The sequence below is a fragment of the Sphingopyxis sp. genome, from assembly GCF_051861155.1.
Lineage (GTDB): Bacteria > Pseudomonadota > Alphaproteobacteria > Sphingomonadales > Sphingomonadaceae > Sphingopyxis.
Genome location: NZ_JBHYDE010000004.1, coordinates 24,825 through 43,144 on the forward strand (window position 1 = coordinate 24,825; position 18,320 = coordinate 43,144).

The 18,320-nt window shown below is 67.1% G+C and carries 17 protein-coding genes; 8 read left to right on the top strand and 9 right to left on the bottom strand.

Annotated features, from left to right (window positions below):
• Positions 1-110: 110 nt before the first annotated feature.
• The 7 genes from dacB to ACTIFP_RS08365 all read right to left on the bottom strand — a co-directional run bounded on the left by dacB (position 111) and on the right by ACTIFP_RS08365 (position 8,455).
• On the bottom strand, positions 111-1,592 hold the full coding sequence (gene dacB, locus ACTIFP_RS08335; protein WP_439568249.1) for a D-alanyl-D-alanine carboxypeptidase/D-alanyl-D-alanine endopeptidase: 1,482 nt from the start codon (positions 1,590-1,592) through the stop codon (positions 111-113).
• Positions 1,589-2,602: a serine hydrolase domain-containing protein gene (locus tag ACTIFP_RS08340; protein ID WP_439568250.1), complete on the bottom strand. Its 1,014-nt coding sequence runs from the start codon at positions 2,600-2,602 to the stop codon at positions 1,589-1,591. Before ACTIFP_RS08340 ends, dacB begins: the two co-directional genes overlap by 4 nt.
• Positions 2,599-4,179, bottom strand: coding sequence for a permease (locus ACTIFP_RS08345; RefSeq protein ID WP_439568251.1), 1,581 nt, complete (start codon positions 4,177-4,179; stop codon positions 2,599-2,601). The genes ACTIFP_RS08340 and ACTIFP_RS08345 overlap by 4 nt, the downstream gene beginning before the upstream one ends.
• The gene (locus tag ACTIFP_RS08350; RefSeq protein WP_439568252.1) at positions 4,176-5,414 is read right to left on the bottom strand and encodes a dicarboxylate/amino acid:cation symporter; all 1,239 of its coding nucleotides are present in this window, start codon (positions 5,412-5,414) and stop codon (positions 4,176-4,178) included. Before ACTIFP_RS08350 ends, ACTIFP_RS08345 begins: the two co-directional genes overlap by 4 nt.
• A 22-nt stretch (positions 5,415-5,436) precedes the next feature.
• Complete coding sequence (gene dgcA / locus ACTIFP_RS08355) at positions 5,437-6,429, bottom strand: N-acetyl-D-Glu racemase DgcA (protein ID WP_439568253.1); 993 nt, start codon at positions 6,427-6,429, stop codon at positions 5,437-5,439.
• A 10-nt stretch (positions 6,430-6,439) separates the two neighbouring features.
• The gene (dgcN, locus tag ACTIFP_RS08360; protein ID WP_439568254.1) at positions 6,440-7,474 is read right to left on the bottom strand and encodes an N-acetyltransferase DgcN; all 1,035 of its coding nucleotides are present in this window, start codon (positions 7,472-7,474) and stop codon (positions 6,440-6,442) included.
• 96 nt (positions 7,475-7,570) lie between these two features.
• Positions 7,571-8,455, bottom strand: coding sequence for a LysR family transcriptional regulator (locus tag ACTIFP_RS08365; protein WP_439568255.1), 885 nt, complete (start codon positions 8,453-8,455; stop codon positions 7,571-7,573).
• Between the two features lie 191 nt (positions 8,456-8,646).
• Between ACTIFP_RS08365 and ACTIFP_RS08370 the strand changes: the two genes are divergently transcribed.
• The gene (locus ACTIFP_RS08370; RefSeq protein WP_439568256.1) at positions 8,647-10,281 is read left to right on the top strand and encodes an N-acyl-D-amino-acid deacylase family protein; all 1,635 of its coding nucleotides are present in this window, start codon (positions 8,647-8,649) and stop codon (positions 10,279-10,281) included.
• Here the strand turns inward: ACTIFP_RS08370 and ACTIFP_RS08375 are convergent.
• Both ACTIFP_RS08375 and maiA read right to left on the bottom strand, forming a co-directional pair.
• The gene (locus ACTIFP_RS08375; RefSeq protein ID WP_439568257.1) at positions 10,278-10,751 is read right to left on the bottom strand and encodes an Lrp/AsnC family transcriptional regulator; all 474 of its coding nucleotides are present in this window, start codon (positions 10,749-10,751) and stop codon (positions 10,278-10,280) included. The genes ACTIFP_RS08370 and ACTIFP_RS08375 overlap by 4 nt on opposite strands.
• Before the next feature lie 13 nt (positions 10,752-10,764).
• Positions 10,765-11,406 (bottom strand): maleylacetoacetate isomerase, encoded by a 642-nt coding sequence (gene maiA / locus ACTIFP_RS08380; RefSeq protein ID WP_439568258.1) that lies wholly within the window; start codon positions 11,404-11,406, stop codon positions 10,765-10,767.
• Between the two features lie 215 nt (positions 11,407-11,621).
• Between maiA and phhA the strand changes: the two genes are divergently transcribed.
• The 7 genes from phhA to ACTIFP_RS08415 are packed head-to-tail and all read left to right on the top strand — an operon-like array spanning position 11,622 to position 18,317.
• A complete protein-coding gene (gene phhA, locus ACTIFP_RS08385; RefSeq protein WP_439568259.1) occupies positions 11,622-12,509 on the top strand; it encodes a phenylalanine 4-monooxygenase in 888 nt (295 codons plus the stop codon).
• Positions 12,506-13,411: a tryptophan 2,3-dioxygenase gene (locus ACTIFP_RS08390; protein ID WP_439568260.1), complete on the top strand. Its 906-nt coding sequence runs from the start codon at positions 12,506-12,508 to the stop codon at positions 13,409-13,411. The genes phhA and ACTIFP_RS08390 overlap by 4 nt, the downstream gene beginning before the upstream one ends.
• Positions 13,408-14,037, top strand: coding sequence for an arylformamidase (kynB, locus tag ACTIFP_RS08395; RefSeq protein ID WP_439568261.1), 630 nt, complete (start codon positions 13,408-13,410; stop codon positions 14,035-14,037). Before ACTIFP_RS08390 ends, kynB begins: the two co-directional genes overlap by 4 nt.
• Positions 14,034-15,275 (top strand): kynureninase, encoded by a 1,242-nt coding sequence (gene kynU / locus ACTIFP_RS08400; protein WP_439568262.1) that lies wholly within the window; start codon positions 14,034-14,036, stop codon positions 15,273-15,275. The genes kynB and kynU overlap by 4 nt, the downstream gene beginning before the upstream one ends.
• Positions 15,272-16,288 (top strand): carbon-nitrogen hydrolase family protein, encoded by a 1,017-nt coding sequence (locus tag ACTIFP_RS08405; protein WP_439568263.1) that lies wholly within the window; start codon positions 15,272-15,274, stop codon positions 16,286-16,288. The genes kynU and ACTIFP_RS08405 overlap by 4 nt, the downstream gene beginning before the upstream one ends.
• Positions 16,285-17,421, top strand: a complete 1,137-nt coding sequence (locus ACTIFP_RS08410) for a cupin domain-containing protein (RefSeq protein ID WP_439568264.1) — start codon at positions 16,285-16,287, stop codon at positions 17,419-17,421. Before ACTIFP_RS08405 ends, ACTIFP_RS08410 begins: the two co-directional genes overlap by 4 nt.
• Complete coding sequence (locus tag ACTIFP_RS08415; RefSeq protein WP_439568265.1) at positions 17,409-18,317, top strand: fumarylacetoacetate hydrolase family protein; 909 nt, start codon at positions 17,409-17,411, stop codon at positions 18,315-18,317. The genes ACTIFP_RS08410 and ACTIFP_RS08415 overlap by 13 nt, the downstream gene beginning before the upstream one ends.
• Positions 18,318-18,320 lie beyond the last annotated feature (3 nt).

The following is an 18,320-nucleotide window of genomic DNA, read 5'->3' on the forward strand; positions in this document are numbered from 1 at the left end:
CCGTTTGCCCTGAGCTTGTCGAAGGGCTGTTCTTGCTTTCGACCTCGAAGAAAAAGAACGGTGCTTCGACAAGCTCAGCACAAACGGCTTTTGGGGGTGGCGCTAACTCTCTAAAGCCCCTCGGCAATCGCAACGAGCGTGCGGTCGACCGCGGCGGTCGCCTGGCTGTCGGTGCCGTCGGGCATGTCGTTGGCCAGCACCGAAAAGATCAGCGTCCGGCCGCTGCGCGTCGTGAGGTACCCCGACAGCGCGCGCGAGGCGTTGAGCGAGCCGGTCTTGGCGAATAATTTGCCCTCGAGGATCGTCCCCTTGAAGCGGTTCTGCAAGGTGCCGTCGCGCCCGGCGATCGGCAGCGTGCCGCGCCACGCCATGCTCCACGGCTGGCGCGCGATCCAGCTGAGCAGGCCGACCGCGGCGCGCGGCGAGATACGGTTGTAGCTCGACATGCCCGAGCCGTCCGAAAAGTCGTAGCTGGTTTCGGCCACGCCCGCCTGCGTCATCAGCTGGCGAACCGCCGCCTGCCCATCGGCAATCGAGCCGCTGCCAGATTGGCGCGCGACGCGGCGCAGCATCAGTTCGCTGTGCAGATTCTGGCTCTCCTTGTTGATCCGCACCATATTTTCGGCGAGCGGCGGCGCGGGCAGTTCGGCGAGCATCGCGGGTTCGGCGGGCGGGCTGACCGGCGCGCCCTTGCGGACCTTTGGATCGTCGGTGGCGGTCAGCGGCCGGTGGCGGACCTCGACCGCGCCGTCGACGCGCACCCCGCGCGCGCGGAGCAGTTCGGCGAGGTGCCACGCCGCATAATGCGCCGGATCATCGATGCCATAACGCAAGGTCAGCGGCGCGGCTTCGGCGCCGACCGTCCCGGTCAGGCGCAGGACGCGGCTGTTCGGCATGCGATCGGCCTCGATCGCTTCTTCCTTGCCCGCGACGGTCGTGACGCGATTATCGATGCTGTAATAGCCGGACGTCTGGATGGTCGGCGCGGCCCCGAGGGCGCCCGGCGCCAGCTTCACCACCAGCTCATTGTCGTCCAGCGTCAGCGCCGAATTGCCGGTGCCATAGCGCGATACGATATTGTTCCAGCTCATCCCCGGGCTCCAGCGCTCGTCGGGGAACCAGCGGTCGTCGCCGATAATGTTACGAACCGTGCGGGTTTTAGCGGCGACGGCGTCGGCGAGGGTTTGCAGGCAATTGGTCTTGCAATCGGCGGCGCTCGACAGGAACGGATCGCCGCGGCCGTGGAGTATGACGTCGATCGTGCCGTCGGCACCTGTTTCGAGCCGGACGCCGGTGCCTTTTGCCGCCTGTTGAAGCGCGGGCAGCTGGGCATAGCCGATCGCGGTGGTGAACATCTTGGTGTTCGAGGCGGGGATGAAGCGCTGGTCGGGCGCGATCGACAGCAGGATTTCGCCTTCGAGCGTCGTGACGAGCAGGCCGAAGCGCGATCCCGCCGGACTCTCGGCCAGTTTCTGCTCGACGGTGGACAACAGCGGGGCGGGTGCGGGATCGGCCGGGGTGCGCGCCTGCGCCGGGGCGAGCAGCAGCGCGAGGGCGAGGGCAGGGGCAAGCGGTTTGAGCATAGTTTTCATAGTATCTCCCGTGCGTCCCACGCCTTGATCAGTGCTTCGCCGACGGCGGGGCGGAGCGCCGCGATGCCGCTGTCGGCGTGGCGGGTCGGATGGACCCGGTTGGTGAGGAGCGCCCAGCCCAGGCCGCGCTCGAAATCGATCCAGAGGCCGGTGCCGGTGAAGCCGGTGTGGCCAATGGTCTCGGGTGAACAGGCGCCCCCGCCATGCCATCCGGCGAAGGCGCGTTCCCAGCCGCAGCTGCGGTGGCGTTCGCCCGCGGTGCGGACCTCGGCCATCATCGCGGGCGATAGCAGCGCGCCGCCCAGCATCGCGCGGGCAAAGCCCAGAACCCCGTCGATGGTGCCGAACAACCCCGCATGCCCCGGCGCGCCGCCGAGCGCGAAGGCGTTTTCGTCATGAACCTCGCCCTGCATCACGCGGCCGCGCCAATGGCAATATTCCGTGGCGACCGCCGGGCCGGGGGGTGGGCCGAAGCTCAGGCCTTCGCCCAGCGGCCAGTCCGAGAGCGGCGCCCCGGTGAGGCGCTCGATCGCGATGCCGAGCAGGATGAAGTTGATGTCCGAATAGACGGGCGGACCGTGACGCCATTCGCGCTGGAGGACAAAGGCGCGCAGCCGTGCGGGGTCGCCGCCATAGGTATAGATCGGCTCGACCGCGGGCAGGAAGGTGCGGTGCATCAGGCAGTCGCGAAAGGTCAGGCGGCGCTCGGCGGCGTTCGCGACGTCATATTGGCGCAGATCCGGGATCGCGTCGGTCAGCGGCCGGTCAAGGTCGAGGCGGCCCTGCTGCGCCAGTTTCAGGATCATCGGGGTGGTCGCGATCACCTTGCTGAGCGAGGCGAGGTCGAACCAGTGGGTCCGGGTCAGCTCTTCGCGTTCGGGGACAAGCGCGGCCATGCCGGCGAAACGCACCGCGCTGTCGCCATCGGCGGTGACCAGCCCCAGCGCGGCGCCGGGAATCCGCCCGGCCTCGACCGCTGCCGCCACCGGCTGAAAGGCGGCGTCGATCATGGCCGATCGTCCGCCCGGGCCTTCGCCCGCGCGATCAGCGGCAAGAACAATATCGCCGCCAGGCTGATCACGCCCGAGGCCAAAAAGAACAGATCGAAGCCATTATATCCCGCTGCGTCGAGCTGCCCGACCACGGTGCCCCCCGCCCCCGACAAGAGGCGCGGCAACAAGAAGGCGAAGCCCGACAGAAAGGCATATTGCGCGCCCGGATAGCGCGGGTTCACCAGCATCGACAGGTAAACGACAAAGATGGCACCGGCCATGCCATTGCCGAACTGATCGGCGGCGGTCGCGATATAGAGCAGGGTCTGGTCGTGCGGCTGGTGCGCAAGCCAGACGAAGCCGAAATTGCCGAGCGCGGCAAAGAGCGCCCCGATCGTCAAGGTGATGCCGAAACGCCAGCGGGTCGTCATCCATCCGCCCAAGCCCACGCCGACGATGCTGGCGGCCAGGGCCACCACGCCGTCGGCCCAGCCGATCTCCGTCTTGGTATAGCCGATCCCGAGGATCATCGGTTTCGACAGGTTGAGCGCGAGCACGTCGCCCATGCGATAGATGGAAACAAAGGCCATCAAGGCGATGGCGAGACCGCCGTAGCGCCAGAAGAAATCGACATAGGGGCCGAGCGCCGCCGAAGCGCGCAGCCGAGAATCGGGCGCGGCGCCCTGGATGCGCGGCAGCATTGCGGCCATCGCCAGGAACGGCAGCATCGCAATGCCGAGCACCCAGGGCGTGACATTCGTCTTGGCGCTGATGCCGATATTTGCGGCTGCGCCGAGCAAGAACCAGCCGACCGCCGCGACCAAAGCGGCAAGCGCGAGCAGGATCACCGCGCTCGTGATCAATCCGCCCGCCAGCGCGGCCGAGCGACCGCGGTCGCCGCGCCGTTCGGGAGGGAGCGCCGCGAGGATCGGCAGGGGGACAAAGGCGGCCACCGCGATCAACAGATAGGCGGCGGTCCAGCCGGGCGCGATGCCCAGCGAATGCAGGGTCGGCGCCAGGCTGCCGCCGACATCCGCGAACAACAGCGCCCCGCTGCCCGCCGCGACCATTGCGGTGCGATACCCCCACAGGTTCGCCGCCGCCAGCGGCCCCTGCAACGCGGGTGTCGGTCCCAGCTCGACCCGCCACGCGTCGGCGGCGACCTCCAGCGTCGTGGTCCAGAAAGCCAGCAGCACGGCAAATAAAGCGGTCAGCGCCAGACTGTCGTCGGCCGATGTGAACGCCATCGCCACCATTGCGGTCACGATGCCGAGCTGCGACAACATGATCCAGCTGCGCCTTTTTCCCCAGAAGCGCGTGAAGCCCGGCACCGCATAGCGGTCGAGCAGGGGTGCCCACAGGAATTTAAAGGTCGGCAACAACTGGACCCAGGCGAAGAAGCCGATGATCGCCAGCGCGACGCCATGATCGGTCAGCCGCACTGCCAGCACGGTCGAGAACATGTAAAAGGGCAGGCCGGCGGAAAAGCCGAGCATCAGATAGAGGGCGCGGACGCGTCGCTGCGCCGACCTGGCGTCGCTACCGCTCGCAAACGCTGCCGCCGGAGCCTCGGCATTTAATGCCGTTGCGGTCATTTGCCAGCCTCTGCTTCGATCGCCTTCTCGCCGCGTGCGACGACCGTCGTGACGGTCAGATTGGCACTCGCGCTCGCCACCGTGCGCGTCATGTCGAGCAGGCGGTCGAAGGGCAGGATGAAGCCGACGACGAGCGCCGTCTGTTCGGGGGTGATGCCCACCGACGACAGCACCGCGGCGAGCATGAACAGCGACGCCGACGGGATCGGCGCGGTGCCGAACGCGGCGAGCGCAGCGGTGAGCAGGATGATTGCGAGCATCCCGATGTCGGGTTCAACCCCGATTGCCTGGAGCGCAAAGATGCTGAGTAGCCCGACATACATGGCGGTGCCGTCCTTGCCGATGCTCGCACCGATCGGCAGCACGGTCTTGGCCACCCCGGGGGCGATCCGCAGATCGTCGAGCGCGATGCGCAGCGCGACGGGCAGCGTCGCGGCCGACGAGGCGGTCGAGAAAGCCACCGCGAGCGCATCGACGATTGTGCGGTAAAAGCGCAGCACCGGCTGGCGCGCGGCAAAGGCAATGAGCGGCAGATGGACGAGCAGGATCTGGAGGATCACCCCCGCCACGACCGCGACCGCCAGCCAGCCGATGTTGGCGAACACCGCGACGCCATTGTCGGCGACCGCTTTGGCGATCAGCGCGAGCACGCCGAAGGGGGTCAATTCCATCACGATCCGCACAAGGTGGAACAGCACCTGCCCCGCCGATTGCAGCAGGTCCGCCATCGGGCGCCCCTGTTCGCCCGCCAGGATGACGCCAAAGCCGAACAGCATCGAAAAGAAGATGATCGCCAGCATGTCGCCGTCGACCAGCGCCTGGACGATGTTGACGGGGACGATGCCGACCAGCTGGTCATGCAGCGATTTCGCCTCGCCCAGCGCGTGCGGGACGGCGCCGCCCAGCGCGGCGCCGGCGCCCGGCTGGATCAGCAGGCCGACGGCGATGCCGATCGACACCGCGCAAAGGGTGGTGAAGGCGAACAGTCCGATCGTGCGCGCCCCGACCGACCCCAGCTTGCGCGGGTCGGCGAGCGCGGTGACCCCCGACGCGATGCTGATGAAGACGATGGGGACGACGAGCATCCGGATCAGGCGGACGAACAATTCGCCGATGATCGCAAGCGCCGATGCCGCCGCGGGCCAGGCAAGGCCCAGCGCGACGCCGATCACCATGGCACCCAAGACCCGTTGCCACAGCGGCACCGCGAACCAGCGGCGAAAAAATCCTGTCATCGGCCCTGTTGCCCCGATCGTGTCAAATCCCGCCCCAAAAGCCGGGCCGCGGCGGCGACAGCAGGCCGTTTGCCCCGCTGACCCCGTCGGCGCGATCCTCGGCAAGCCAGAGCGGTCCGTCAAGGTCGGCGAACGCGCTATTTGCCGCGATCGCCCAGGCCGGGGCGATCGACAATGACGAACAGATCATGCAGCCCGTCATTACCCCCAGCCCGCGCGCCCGCGCCGCGGCCGCCAGTTCGAGCGCTCCGGTCAGTCCGCCCGTCTTGTCGAGTTTGATGTTCACGACCCCATAGCCATCGGGCAAGGCATCTAGATCGGCGGCGACGTGCACCGATTCATCGGCAGCGATCGGGATCGCCGAGCGGAAACCGACGAGGTCGCCGTCGGCATCGGCGGGCAGCGGTTGTTCGAGCAGATCGATGCGCAGATCGGTCATCAGCCCTTGCAGGCCGCGCACCTCTTCGATCGTCCAGCTTTCGTTGGGATCGACGATCATCTTTGGTTTGGGCGCCGCGGCGCGAACCGCGGTCAGCAAGGTGGCGGGATCGCTGCGGTCGACTTTGACCTTGAGCAGCGGCGCATCGGCGAGCGCGGCGGCGGCGCGCGCCATATTGCCCTGCGTATCGAGGCTGATCGTCATCGCGGTGACGATCGGGCGCAGCGGGCGGTCGAGATCGAGCGCCGTCGCCAGATCGCTGCCCGCCAGTTGCAGTTCGAGATCCCACAGCGCGCAGTCGATCGCGTTGCGCGCGGCAGAAGCGGGCATGCGCTGAAGCAGTTCGTGCCGGTTCAGCCCCTGTTCGATCATGCCGCGCATCGTCTCGATCGCGGCGATCGCGCTGGCGATGCTCTCGCCATAGCGCGGATAGGGGACGCCCTCGCCGCGACCGGTCAGGCCGTCCTGACCGATGGTCACCGTCACCACCTCGGCCGCCGTCTTGACTCCGCGCGAGATGCGAAAGGGCGTATGTAGCGCGAACGTCTCGGCAAAGACGGTCAGGGTGCGGGGCATCGCCGGTCGGTCAGACGGTTGCGGCGACTGCGGGCGAATGGACATCGGTGCCCAGCAGCCGGTCGAGGATCGCCTCGACCCCGAAGCGATACGGGTCGCTGGTTGGCAGGCCGAATTCAGCCTCGGTCGCGGCGCACAGCGCGCGCGCGTCATCCTCGGGCATCGCCGAGGTGTTGAGCGCGATGCCAACGACGCGCACATCGGCATTGGTCAGCTGCGCCACGCGCAGATTGGCCTCCAGCGTTTCGGCGATGCCGGGCAGCGGATAGTGCGGCAGGCCGCGCATATGCGGGCGCACCGGATCGTGGCAGAGGATAAGCGCGTCGGGCTGGGCGCCGTGCAGCAGCCCCGTCGACACCCCGGCGAACGAGGGGTGATAGAGCGAGCCCTGTCCCTCGATCAGATCCCAGCCATCGTCGCTGCGCGCCGGCGAAATCTGTTCGATCGCGCCCGAAATGAAATCGGCGACCACCGCATCGAGCGGCACGCCGTCGCCCGCGATCAGGATGCCGGTCTGGCCGGTGGCGCGGAAATCGGCGGCGACGCCGCGCTTTTCGAGTGCGCTCGCAAGGCACAGCGTCGTGTACATCTTGCCGACCGAGCAATCGGTGCCGACGGTCAGCAACCGTTTGCCCGCGCGCGGTTTGCCGTTGCCGATCGGGATGTCGGGGCGCGGGTCGCGCACGTCGTGCAGCTTGCGCCCCAGCCGCACCGCTGCGGCAATCAGCCGCGGTTCGGCGTTCAGGCGGTGGTGCAGCCCCGACGCGACGTCGAGCCCGGCCTCCATCGCGGCCAGCGCGTCGAGCACCAGATCCTCGCCCAGCTTGCCCCCGGCATTGGCGATCCCCAGCACCAGGGTCCGCGCGCCCGCCGTATGGGCCGCGGCGAAATCCATGCGCGGCAGATCGAGCGTCAGCGGGCAATCATCGTGGCGATATTCGCCGATGCAGATGTCGGGCCGGAACACCGCGAGGCCGCGCGAGGTCTTGATGTCGGCCGGGTCGCTCGAGTGGCCGAGGTAGAGAAGATAGGGCGTTTCGATCATGGCTCGGGGCAACCTGCGGGACGATGAAGGCGCCGACTTTACCTTCACCCGCCGCCCGGCCCCAATATCCAGCGCCTCCTATCCTATAGCCTGATGCTATAGTCCTTCGATCACGGTGGCGAGCACGGTGAGGAAGTCGGCGGCGGTTCGCGACAGCGGGCGGTTCTGCAAATAGACCGCGTTGATGTCGAAGGTGATCGCGGGCTGCAACGGTCGGCTCGCGAGGCCGGGGGGCAGCGCGGCGTGGGCGGTGAAATTGTCGACGATCGCCATGCCGACCCCGGCGCTGACCAGCGCCGCGGCGACATAATAGGTGCGCGCCGACACGACCTCGTCGAGCTCGACCTCCAGCCGGCTGAGCTCGCTCGACAGCATCCGGCCGATCGGGCCGCTTTGCACCGGGCTGATGAATTTTTGCCCGCGCAGCTCGTCGAGATGCAGCCGCGGCGGCGCGGCGGGCATATCCTGTTCGCGGTAGATGACGACCAGCTCGCCCTCACCGATCACCTGATGCGCGACGGGGGCCGACAGCGGCACTTCGAAACTGATCGCGATGTCGGTTTCATGTTCGTAGAGCTTGCGCACCATCTCGTCGTGGTGGAGCGTCTGCAGATCGAACATGATGTCCTCATGGTCGCCCAGGAACCGCGCCACCGCGGCGGGGATCGCGCCCAGCCCCAGCGAAGGCAGCGCCGAAATGCGCAGCAACCCGCCGCGACCGTGGCGCAGGTTCTGGCAAGCCTGCCGCAGCGAGCGCACCCGGTCCTGAATGTCGGACACCTCGGCGAACAGCGTGTGCGCGTCCTGCGTCGGGATCAGCCGTCCCTTCGACCGTTCGAACAGGGTCAGCCCGATCGAGCGTTCGGCGTGGCGCAGCACCTTGGTCACCGACGGCTGCGACACGTTGAGCGAGCGCGCCGCGGCGCTGACCGTGCCGTGCAGGAACACCGCGTGAAAGATTTCGATCTGGCGCAGGTTCATGTCGTCGCTGTCCCAAGCTGTCGGTATCGGGCCGCGAACGGCGCACGTTGCCGCCTTATGCCATTGGGTTATAGGGGCTGCAACTCCCCCCTCTGGACGCGGGGCGCCGGTTCGGGACATCTTGGGCACTGGAAACCGACGCGCGGGCGCCTCGCGTTGCTCGCCACGGGTCGCAAACAAGGATCACGCCGATGCCATCGCCTGTCTCGTTCCCGGTTCGCCGGACCATCGGTGCGCTGGCGGCGGCGGCGGCGCTGCTGAGCGTCGCAGCCGCGATGGCGCGGGCGGATACGGCGGTCGACGTCATCATCCGCGGCGGGACGATCCACGACGGCGGCACCGGCAAGCCGTTCGTCGGCGATGTCGCGATCCGCGGCGACCGGATCGTCGCGGTCGGCCGCGTCGGGCGCATCGCGGCGCGGCGGGTCATCGATGCGAAGGGGATGATCGTCGCGCCCGGCTTCATCGACCCGCACACCCATGCCGACAGCTTCCTCCGCTCGCCGGACCCGGCGGTGCGCGTCAACGCCGCGTGGCTGCACCAGGGGGTGAGCACGGTGATGATCGGGGTCGACGGCGCCGGCACCCCCGATGTTGCGGCGGACAGCGGCAAGCTGGCGGCGTCGGGGATCGGCACCAATATCGTGCCGTTCGTCGGGTTCGGCCCAGTGCGCCAGCGGGTGCTGGGGCAGGATGCGCGCGCGCCCAGCGCGGCGGAACTCGAAGCGATGAAGGCGCTGGTCGCCAAGGGGATGTGTGACGGCGCGGTGGGGCTGTCGACCGGGCTGTTCTATGCGCCGCAAAGCTTTGCGAGCACCGACGAGGTGGTCGCGGTGGCGCGCGAGGCGGCGATCCGCGGCGGGCTGTACGACACCCACCAGCGCGACGAATCGAGCTATAGCATCGGCCTGCTCGGGTCGGTGGAGGAAGCGATCGCGATCGGACGCCGCGCGGGGATGCCGGTGCATTTCGCGCATCTGAAAGCGCTGGGCGTCGATGTGCATGGCCAGGCGGGCGCGGTGATCGCGGCGATCGATGCGGCGCGCCGCGCGGGCGTCGAGGTGACCGCCGACCAATATCCGTGGCTGGCATCGGGATCGAGCCTCGACGCGTCGCTGTTGCCGCGCTGGGCGGTCGATGGCGGCGGCGCGGCGCTGCTCAAGCGGCTGGACGATCCCGCCACGCTGGCGCGGATCCGCGCCGAGATGCAGGACAATCTGCGGCGGCGCGGCGGGGCGGACGCTTTGCTGCTGATCGCCGAGGGTTTTCCATGGACCGGCAAGACGCTGGCGGCGGTGGCGGGCGAATGGAAGCTCGACAGCCGCGACGCGGCGCTGCGGATCATCCGGCAGAGCGTGGCGGGCGAGGGGCGCAAGGGCGGCGCCGCGGTCGCGTCGTTCAACATGGCGCAGGCGGACGTCGACCTGTTGATGCAACAGCCGTGGATGGTGACATCGTCCGACGGATCAGACGGCCATCCGCGGATGTTCGCGAGCTTCCCCGAAAAATATGCGCGCTATGTCCGCGAGCGTCAGGTCATCGACCTGCCGACCTTCATCCGCCAGTCGACCGGGCGCACCGCCGACATCTACAAGCTCGACCGGCGCGGTTATCTGCGCGCGGGCTATTTCGCCGACGTCGTCGTGTTCGATCCGGCGGCCTATGCGCCGCGCGCCGATTATATGCGCCCGCGCGAGCTGAGCGTCGGGGTGCGGCAATTGTTCGTCAACGGCGCGCTGGCGCTCGACGGGGATCGCGCGACGGGAGCGGCGGCGGGACGTGCGCTGCTCCGGCCGCGGCCGCCGAGCTGTGCGGCGCCGGACTAGCGGCCGCGCTGCTCGGTCGTCAGCGCCCATTCGGCGAGTTGCCCCTGCTGCTTGATCGTCTTTAAGCAGACGACGGTCGACAGGCGGTGGACGCCGGGCAGTTTCGACAGGTCGTGGCGTAGCAGTTCGTCGAGATGGTCGACCGAGCGCGCGAAGATTTTCAGCATATAGTCGCTGTCGCCCGCGGTGGTGTGGCATTCGACGACCGCGGGATGCGCGGTGACCGCGGCCTCGAATTCGGTGTGCGCGTCGAGGTTGATCCGCACCTCGACAAAGCTCTGCACCTCGAGCCCCAGCGCCACCGGATTGAGGCGCGCGGCATAGCCCGCGATCACCCCCGCCTGTTCGAGGCTGCGCACCCGCGACCAGCAGGGCGATTTGGACAGGCCGACGGCTTCGCCAAGCTCGGCGAACGACTGACGCCCGTCGGCCTCCAGTCCGGCGATGATTTTCCAGTCGAGCTTGTCCATCCTGCCCCTCCGGTCAGCTGAAGTCGGGCTGCACATCGGGGTGCGCGGCGGCGAACGCGGGCAGGGCGCGGGCGGCGTCGGCCGCGGCGCGGATGCGCGGATAGGCGGCAAGATCGATATTGTAGCGCTCGGCATTATAGACCTGCGGGACCAGGTAGCAGTCGGCGAGGGTGGGGGTGTCGCCATAGGCAAAGGCGCCGCCATCGCGCGCGATCAATTGTTCGAGCGCGCCGAAACCCTCGCCGATCCAGCCGGCGATCCAGTCCTTCACCTGCGCGTTGGTCGCGTCGAACTGGCTGCGGAGCCGCGTCAGGACGCGCAGATTGTTGAGCGGATGGATGTCGCATCCGATCAGCGCGGCGATCGTGCGGACCTTGGCCGCCGCATCGGGCGCGGCGGGGAGCAGCGGCGGCTGCGGCCATTTTGCCTCGATCCATTCGAGAATCGCCGGGCTTTCGATCAGGATGCGGCCGTCATGTTCGAGCGCCGGAACCAGCCCGTGCGGGGCGATCGCGCGATAGGCGGGGTCGTGCTGGTCGCCGGCGCGCAGGTCGTGGGTGACCTGCGCAAAGGCGATGCCCTTGAAGGCGAGCGCGATGCGGACGCGATAGGCGGCGCTGGACCGCCAATAGCCGTGGAGGATGGTGTCGCTCATATCTTGCCCTGCCTTGTTCACGGCGCGCGGATTGTTCCGCATCGATTCGATAATTTGCCCCAATATGCAAGCTATTTTGCGATTGCGAAGAACGACGTGCTTCAGGATCGGTATTTTACCGAACGATGATCGGAACCGCACCGGTTGCGGGGGCAAATTACGGACAATGTTCGCCGCGAACGAACCTATCCTGCGCCGACAGCAGGGAGATCGCCGTGGCCGCCACCCATATTTTCGACGCGCCGCCGCCGGGCGTGGCGGCGGACTGGACGATGCCGCAGAATTGGGCGGCGTTCACCCCCGCGCAGCACCAGACCTGGCGCACCCTGTTCGACCAGCAATCGGCGGCGCTTGATGGCTATGCCTGCGCCGATTTCCTGCGCGGGCTGGACATCCTGCGCGCGGTGAAACCGGGGGTGCCCGACTTCGCCGAGCTCAACCGCCATCTGAAGCCCGCGACGGGATGGGAAATCGTTGCGGTGCCGGGCTGGATTCCGAACCAGCCCTTCTTTGAACATCTGACCAATCGCCGGTTCCCCGCGGCCAATTTCCTGCGTCCCCCCGAGCAGGTCGGCTACAGCGAAGAACCCGACATGTTTCACGACATTTTCGGCCATGTACCGATGCTGTCCAACCCGGCCTTCTCGGACTTTCTCGTCGCTTATGGCCAGGCGGGGCTGCGCGCCGAAAAGCTGGGCGCGGCCGATTATCTGGGGCGGCTGTGGCTTTACACGGTCGAGTTCGGGCTGGTGGTCGAGGACGGCGAGCTGCGCGCGTTCGGCGGCGGCCTGCTGTCGAGCTATGCCGAAACGCTGCGTGCGCTCACCGCGCCCGAACCACAGCGTATCTGGCTCGACATCGAACGGGTGATGCGGACCAAATATCATTTCGATGCGTTCCAGGGCGTCTATTTTGTCGTCGAGGGGTTCGACGCCTTGCTGCGCGCGACCGAGGAGGCCGATTTCGCGAGCCTGTACCGTAAGATCGCGGGCGACGCCGCGCTTGAGCCCGCAGATGCTTTCCGCGGCGATTCGGCTTATGAAGGCGCGCTGCAGGCGGCCCGGCCGGGACCGGCCTTTATGAACCGGGAGGCACCGCGATGATCAGGCAGACGCGCGACGGCGGCACCGACATTTTTGAAACCGAAATCGACGGCGAGACGATCCAGTGGGACAATGGCCTGACCTACGCGCGCCACCTGCAGACCGCGCAATTGCTGTCGGCGCAGGTGCCGGTGTCCGACAAGCCCGACGAGATGCTGTTCATCATCATGCACCAGACGATGGAGCTGTGGCTGAAGCTGGTGCTGCACGAGGGGCGGCTGGTGTATGACGCGATCAAGGCCGACCGGCTGGCGATTGCGGGCAAGGGGCTCGACCGCATCGCAACGATCCAGCGCCACATGATTCACAGCTGGGAGGTGCTGGCGACACTGACCCCGCATGATTTCCTGACCTTTCGCGGTTTCCTGCGCCGCGCGTCGGGATTCCAATCGCAGCAATATCGCGAGCTCGAATATCTGCTTGGGAACAAGCGCGCGGACATGATGATCGTCCACAAGGACGATCCGCAGGCGACTGAAAGACTGCGCGCGGCGTTCGAGGCGCCGTCGCTTTATGATGAATTGCTGAAGCTGCTCGCGCGGCGCGGGTTCGATATTCCCGCCGATCATCTGGAGCGCGACTGGACCACGCCATATGAAGCGTCGGAGGCGGTCGAGAAGGCATGGCTCGCGATCTATACCGATCCCGAGCGGCACTGGGATCTCTACACGCTCGCCGAAAAGATCACCGCGCTCGAATATTATTTCCAGGAATGGCGCTTCAAGCACATGAAGACCGTCGCGCGCGTGATCGGGCACAAGCCGGGGACCGGCGGCTCGTCGGGGGTCAATTATCTGGTCAAGGCGCTGAGCCTCAGCTTTTTTCCCGAACTCTGGTCGATGCGGACCGAGATGGTCGCGCCGCGCGAAGGCGGCGATTATGCCGAGGGGACGCGCGCATGAGCCGGATCTGGGACATTTCGCAGCCGCTGCACGCCGCGGTGCCGGTGTGGCCGGGCGAGCCCGCCTTTGCGCTGCATAGCCATGCGGTGATCGGCGACGGCTGTCCGGTCAATGTCGGCGGCATGTTCACGCCGCTGCACGCGGGGACGCACGGCGATGCGCCGCTGCATTATGCCAATGACGGCGCTTCGTCGGCCGACTGCGATCTCGATGCCTATGTGGGGCCGTGCGTGCTGCTCGATGTTCGCCATGCGCGTGGTCGGGTCGAGATTGCCGATCTGGACTGGGATGCGATCGAGGACGCCGAGCGCGTCCTGCTGCGGACTTATGAGCACTTTCCCCACGACCAATGGGACTCGGATTTCACCGCGATCGCCAGCGATGTGATCGCGCGGCTCGGGTCGATGGGCGTGCGTCTGATCGGCACCGACGCCGCCTCGCTCGATCCCGAACAGTCGAAGACGCTCGACGCGCATCACGCGGTGAAGGCGGCCGACATGCGGATATTGGAGGGGCTGGTGCTCGATGACGTGCCGCCCGGCCGCTACGAGCTCGTCGCGCTGCCACTGCGCATCGTCGGCGCCGACGCCAGCCCCGTGCGCGCGATCCTGAGGGAAATGGCATGACCGATACGATCTTCGCCACCGACGTCGCGGCGCTCGACGCCGCCGACCCGCTCGCGCATTTCCGCGACCGTTTCCACCTTCGCGAAGGGCTGATCTATCTCGACGGCAATTCGCTGGGCGCGCTGCCCAAGGCGACGGGTGACCGGCTCGCCGCGGTGATCGGCGGCGAGTGGGGCGAGGGGCTGATCACCTCGTGGCTCGGTGCCGAATGGTCGACCGCACCGCGGCGCATCGGCGACAAGATCGGGCGGCTGATCGGCGCGGAGCCGGGCGAGATCGTCGCGACCGATTCGACGTCGGTCAATATCTTCAAGGCGCTGACTGCCGCACTTTCGTTGCGGCGTGAACGGACGGTGATCCTGTCGGAGGCGACGAACTTCCCGACCGATGTTTATATGATGCAGGGGATCGAGGCTTTCTCGGGCGGGCGGGTGAAGGCGGTGACCGTGACCCCCGACGATGTCGTCGAGGCGCTGACCGACGATGTCGCGGTGCTGCTGCTGACGCAGGTCCATTACAAGTCGGGCCGCGTGCGCGACATGGCGGCGATTACCAAAGCCGCGCATGACGTCGGCGCGCTCGTCGTCTGGGATTTGAGCCACAGCGCGGGGGCGATCCCGGTCGATCTCAACGGTGCCAACGCCGATTTTGCGATTGGCTGCGGCTACAAGTTCCTCAACGGCGGCCCCGGCGCGCCCGCCTATATCTTCGCGGCGGCGCGGCACCATGCCGCCGCGCCGGTGCTGTCGGGCTGGTTCGGCCACGCGCGCCCTTTCGATTTCGAAGAGGATTATGACCCCGCCGGCGGGATCGAACGGTTCCAGTGCGGGACGCCGCCCGTGCTGGGCCTGTCGGCGCTGGAAGTCGGCGTCGACCTGATGCTCGAAGCCGATATGGCGGAAATCCGCCGCAAGTCGCTCGCGCTCGGCGACCTGTTCATCGCGCAGATGCAGCCTTTGTGCGATGCCTATGGCTTTGAACTGGTGAGTACGCAGGACCATGCGACGCGCGGCAGCCAGGTCGCCTATGGCCACCCGCAGGGGTATCAGATCGTGCAGGCGCTCAAGGAATTTGACGTCATCGCCGATTTCCGCGCCCCCGACATTTTGCGCTTCGGGCTGACGCCGCTGTACCTGCGCTATCAGGACATCGTCGAAACGGCCCGCCGCCTCGAAAAGGTCTGCGCGACGCGCGCGTGGGACAAGCCGCAATATCATCAGCGGGCGGCGGTGACATGAGCGACGTATCAGCCCCCTTCCTGCCCAAATCGCGCGTCGCCGCGGTGCAGGCCGCGCCGGTCTTCCTCGATACCGCGCGCACGGTCGACAAGGCGTGCGCGCTGATCGCCGAGGCGGCGGGCAATGGCGCTGAGCTCGTCGCTTTCCCCGAGGTGTTCGTTTCCGCCTATCCCTATTGGAACTGGCTGATGACGCCGATCGAAGGCGCCGCGTGGCACGAGCGACTCTATCGCGCGTCGCTCCTGATCGACGGGCCCGAGGTCGCCGCACTCTGCGCGGCGGCACGCGATCACGGCTGCACCGTTGTGATCGGCATCAACGAACGCGACCCGGTCAGCGTCGGCACACTCTACAACAGCAACCTGATTATCGGCGCCGACGGCGCCCTGCTCGGGCGCCATCGCAAGCTGGTGCCGACCTGGGCCGAGAAGCTGACCTGGGCGGGCGGCGACGGCAGTTCGGTCCGCGTTTACGACACGCCGGTCGGGCCGCTCGGCACGCTGGCGTGCGGTGAGAACACCAACACGCTCGCGCGTTTCGCGCTGCTGTCGCAAGGCGAACTGGTCCATGTCGCCAATTATATCGCACTGCCCGTCGCGCCGGCGTCGTACAATATGGCCGAAGCAATCAAGATCCGCGCCACCGCGCACAGCTTCGAGGGCAAGGTCTTCACCATCGTCGCCTGCTCGGCGGTGAGCCCCGAAATCATCGACGCGATGAGCGCCGACCGGCCGCAGAACCGCGACCTGCTATCGCGGCCGAACAGCGCCTTTTCGGGCGTGATCGACCCGCACGGCAATCTGGTGGGCGAGGCGCTGATCGACGACGAAGGCATCGTCTACGCCGATATCGATCTTGGCGATTGTATCCGCCCCAAGCTGATGCACGACATCATCGGCGGCTATAACCGCTTCGACATCTTCAACCTGACGGTCGACCGGACTCCCCGCGCGTCGGCCCTGTTCGTCGACGCGCCGCCGCCCGTCGATCCCGACGAGGAGGAGCCGTCATGACCGGAAATTCCACGATCATCGATCCGCGCGACGATGTGCTGGGCCGCGCGCGCGTCACCGACACGCCCGAACTGGAGGCGTTTTATGAGGAGCTCGCCGGACGCAACGCCGGGGCTTTCTGGAAGCGCGCCAATGCGATCGAGCCGTGGGAGCCCGAGACGCGCTATCGCCCGACCCTGTGGCGCTATGCCGAGATGCGCGACATGTGCCTGCGCGCGCTCGATCTGGTGAAGCCCGAGGAGGCGGGGCGCCGCGTCGTCACCCTGCTCAACGACAGCGACGCGGGGCGCGAGAATGTTGCGGTGTGCGGCTGGCTGTTCAGCGGCATGCAGGCGATGCGCCCCGGCGAGATTACCCCCGCGCACAAGCATACGGCCTCGGCGCATCGCTTCATCATGGAGGGGAAGGGCGCCTATACCGTCGTCGACGGGCATCCCATCACGCTCGGCGCCAATGACTATGTGCTGACGCCGGGGGGCTGCTGGCACGACCATGGCGTCGTCGCCGACGGCGCGGTGTCGATCTGGCAGGACGGGCTCGACATCCCGCTGATGAACAGCCTCGAGACCAATTTCTATGCGGTGTACGACCAGCCCGCGCAGACCGCGGCGTTCCCGGTCGACGACTTGCCGCTGAGTTACGGCAGCGGGCTGCGGCCCGAAGGCGTGCCAGCGTGGGAGAAGCCTTATTCGCCGGTGATGGTCTATCGCTGGGAGGCGACGCGTGATGCGTTGTGGAACCTCGCCAAGGTGTCGGACGGGTCGCCCTTCGACGGGCATATGCTGCGCTATTCGAACCCGCTGACCGGCGGCTGGGCGCTCCAGACGATGGGCGCGCATATGCAGCTGCTCAAAGCCGGCTTCCGCGGCAAGGCGCACCGCCACACCGGCAATGTCGTTTACAATGTCGCGGGCGGGCGCGGCTATTCGATCATCGGCGGCGAACGGTTCGACTGGCGCACGCACGACATTTTCTGCGTGCCCGCGTGGGTGTGGCACGAGCATGTCAATCTTGACCCTTCCGAGGAAGCCTTCCTCTTCTCGTTCAACGATTTTCCCGTGATGGAGGCGCTCGGCGTCCGGATCGAGGAAGCCCTTCAGGACAATGACGGACATCAACCATGCGTTTTGTGACCTATCGTACGATCGAGACCGAGCCGCGGCTCGGCCTTCTCCACGACGGGCTTGTGGTCGACGTCGAATATTTCGGCGATGCGATCGGGCACGACCTGCCCTCGACGATGCTCGATTTCATCGATCTGGGGCCGGTGGCTTTGCGGTTTCTTCAGGAGGCCGTCGCCGCGGCGGCAACCGCCGATCTCGTCGGCACCGCGCTTCCCGAGGGCAATGTCACATTGCTCGCGCCGATCCCGCGGCCGCGCAAGAATATCTTCGGAATCGGGCTTAATTATACCGAGCATGTCGCTGAATCGGCGCGCTCGCTCGACACGTCGAACGAACTGCCCAAGCAGCCGGTGATCTTCTCGAAACCGCCGACCGCGGTGGTCGCGTGGAATGACCCGATCTGCCATAATGCGAAGGTCACGCAGCAGCTCGATTGGGAAACCGAGCTGGCGGTGATCATCGGCAGCACCGCGCGCCACGTCGCCGAAGCCGGCGCATTGAACCATGTGTTCGGCTACACCGTGATCAACGACGTGTCGGCGCGCGACTGCCGCCGCGCCGGGCAGTGGATCGTGTCGAAGGGGCAGGACAGCTTCGCGCCGATGGGGCCGTGCATCGTCACGGCGGACGAGATCGGCGATCCGCACAATCTCAATATCCTGACCCACGTCAACGGCGTCGAGAAGCAGAACAGCAACACGCGCTTCATGCTGTTCAACGTGCCGCAGCTGATCGCCGACATCTCCAGCGTGATGACGCTGGAGCCCGGCGACATAATCGCGACCGGGACGCCCGCGGGCGTCGGCGCGGGGCGTGACCCGCAGGAATTCATGTGGCCGGGCGATGTCGTCGAATGCACCGTCGAGGGCATCGGCACGCTTCGCAACCCGATCGTCGCGGTCTGAGGG

Excerpts from the sequence above, each read along its gene's own strand:
- dacB (WP_439568249.1), bottom strand. The coding sequence starts at position 1,592 with ATGAAAACTATGCTCAAACCGCTTGCCCCTGCCCTCGCCCTCGCGCTG.
- maiA (WP_439568258.1), bottom strand. The coding sequence starts at position 11,406 with ATGAGCGACACCATCCTCCACGGCTATTGGCGGTCCAGCGCCGCCTAT.
- ACTIFP_RS08345 (WP_439568251.1), bottom strand. The coding sequence starts at position 4,179 with ATGACCGCAACGGCATTAAATGCCGAGGCTCCGGCGGCAGCGTTTGCG.
- ACTIFP_RS08390 (WP_439568260.1), top strand. The coding sequence starts at position 12,506 with ATGATCAGGCAGACGCGCGACGGCGGCACCGACATTTTTGAAACCGAA.
- kynU (WP_439568262.1), top strand. The coding sequence starts at position 14,034 with ATGACCGATACGATCTTCGCCACCGACGTCGCGGCGCTCGACGCCGCC.
- ACTIFP_RS08410 (WP_439568264.1), top strand. The coding sequence starts at position 16,285 with ATGACCGGAAATTCCACGATCATCGATCCGCGCGACGATGTGCTGGGC.
- ACTIFP_RS08350 (WP_439568252.1), bottom strand. The coding sequence starts at position 5,414 with ATGACAGGATTTTTTCGCCGCTGGTTCGCGGTGCCGCTGTGGCAACGG.
- ACTIFP_RS08415 (WP_439568265.1), top strand. The coding sequence starts at position 17,409 with ATGCGTTTTGTGACCTATCGTACGATCGAGACCGAGCCGCGGCTCGGC.
- dgcA (WP_439568253.1), bottom strand. The coding sequence starts at position 6,429 with ATGCCCCGCACCCTGACCGTCTTTGCCGAGACGTTCGCGCTACATACG.
- ACTIFP_RS08375 (WP_439568257.1), bottom strand. The coding sequence starts at position 10,751 with ATGGACAAGCTCGACTGGAAAATCATCGCCGGACTGGAGGCCGACGGG.
- ACTIFP_RS08405 (WP_439568263.1), top strand. The coding sequence starts at position 15,272 with ATGAGCGACGTATCAGCCCCCTTCCTGCCCAAATCGCGCGTCGCCGCG.
- dgcN (WP_439568254.1), bottom strand. The coding sequence starts at position 7,474 with ATGATCGAAACGCCCTATCTTCTCTACCTCGGCCACTCGAGCGACCCG.
- kynB (WP_439568261.1), top strand. The coding sequence starts at position 13,408 with ATGAGCCGGATCTGGGACATTTCGCAGCCGCTGCACGCCGCGGTGCCG.
- ACTIFP_RS08370 (WP_439568256.1), top strand. The coding sequence starts at position 8,647 with ATGCCATCGCCTGTCTCGTTCCCGGTTCGCCGGACCATCGGTGCGCTG.
- ACTIFP_RS08340 (WP_439568250.1), bottom strand. The coding sequence starts at position 2,602 with ATGATCGACGCCGCCTTTCAGCCGGTGGCGGCAGCGGTCGAGGCCGGG.
- ACTIFP_RS08365 (WP_439568255.1), bottom strand. The coding sequence starts at position 8,455 with ATGAACCTGCGCCAGATCGAAATCTTTCACGCGGTGTTCCTGCACGGC.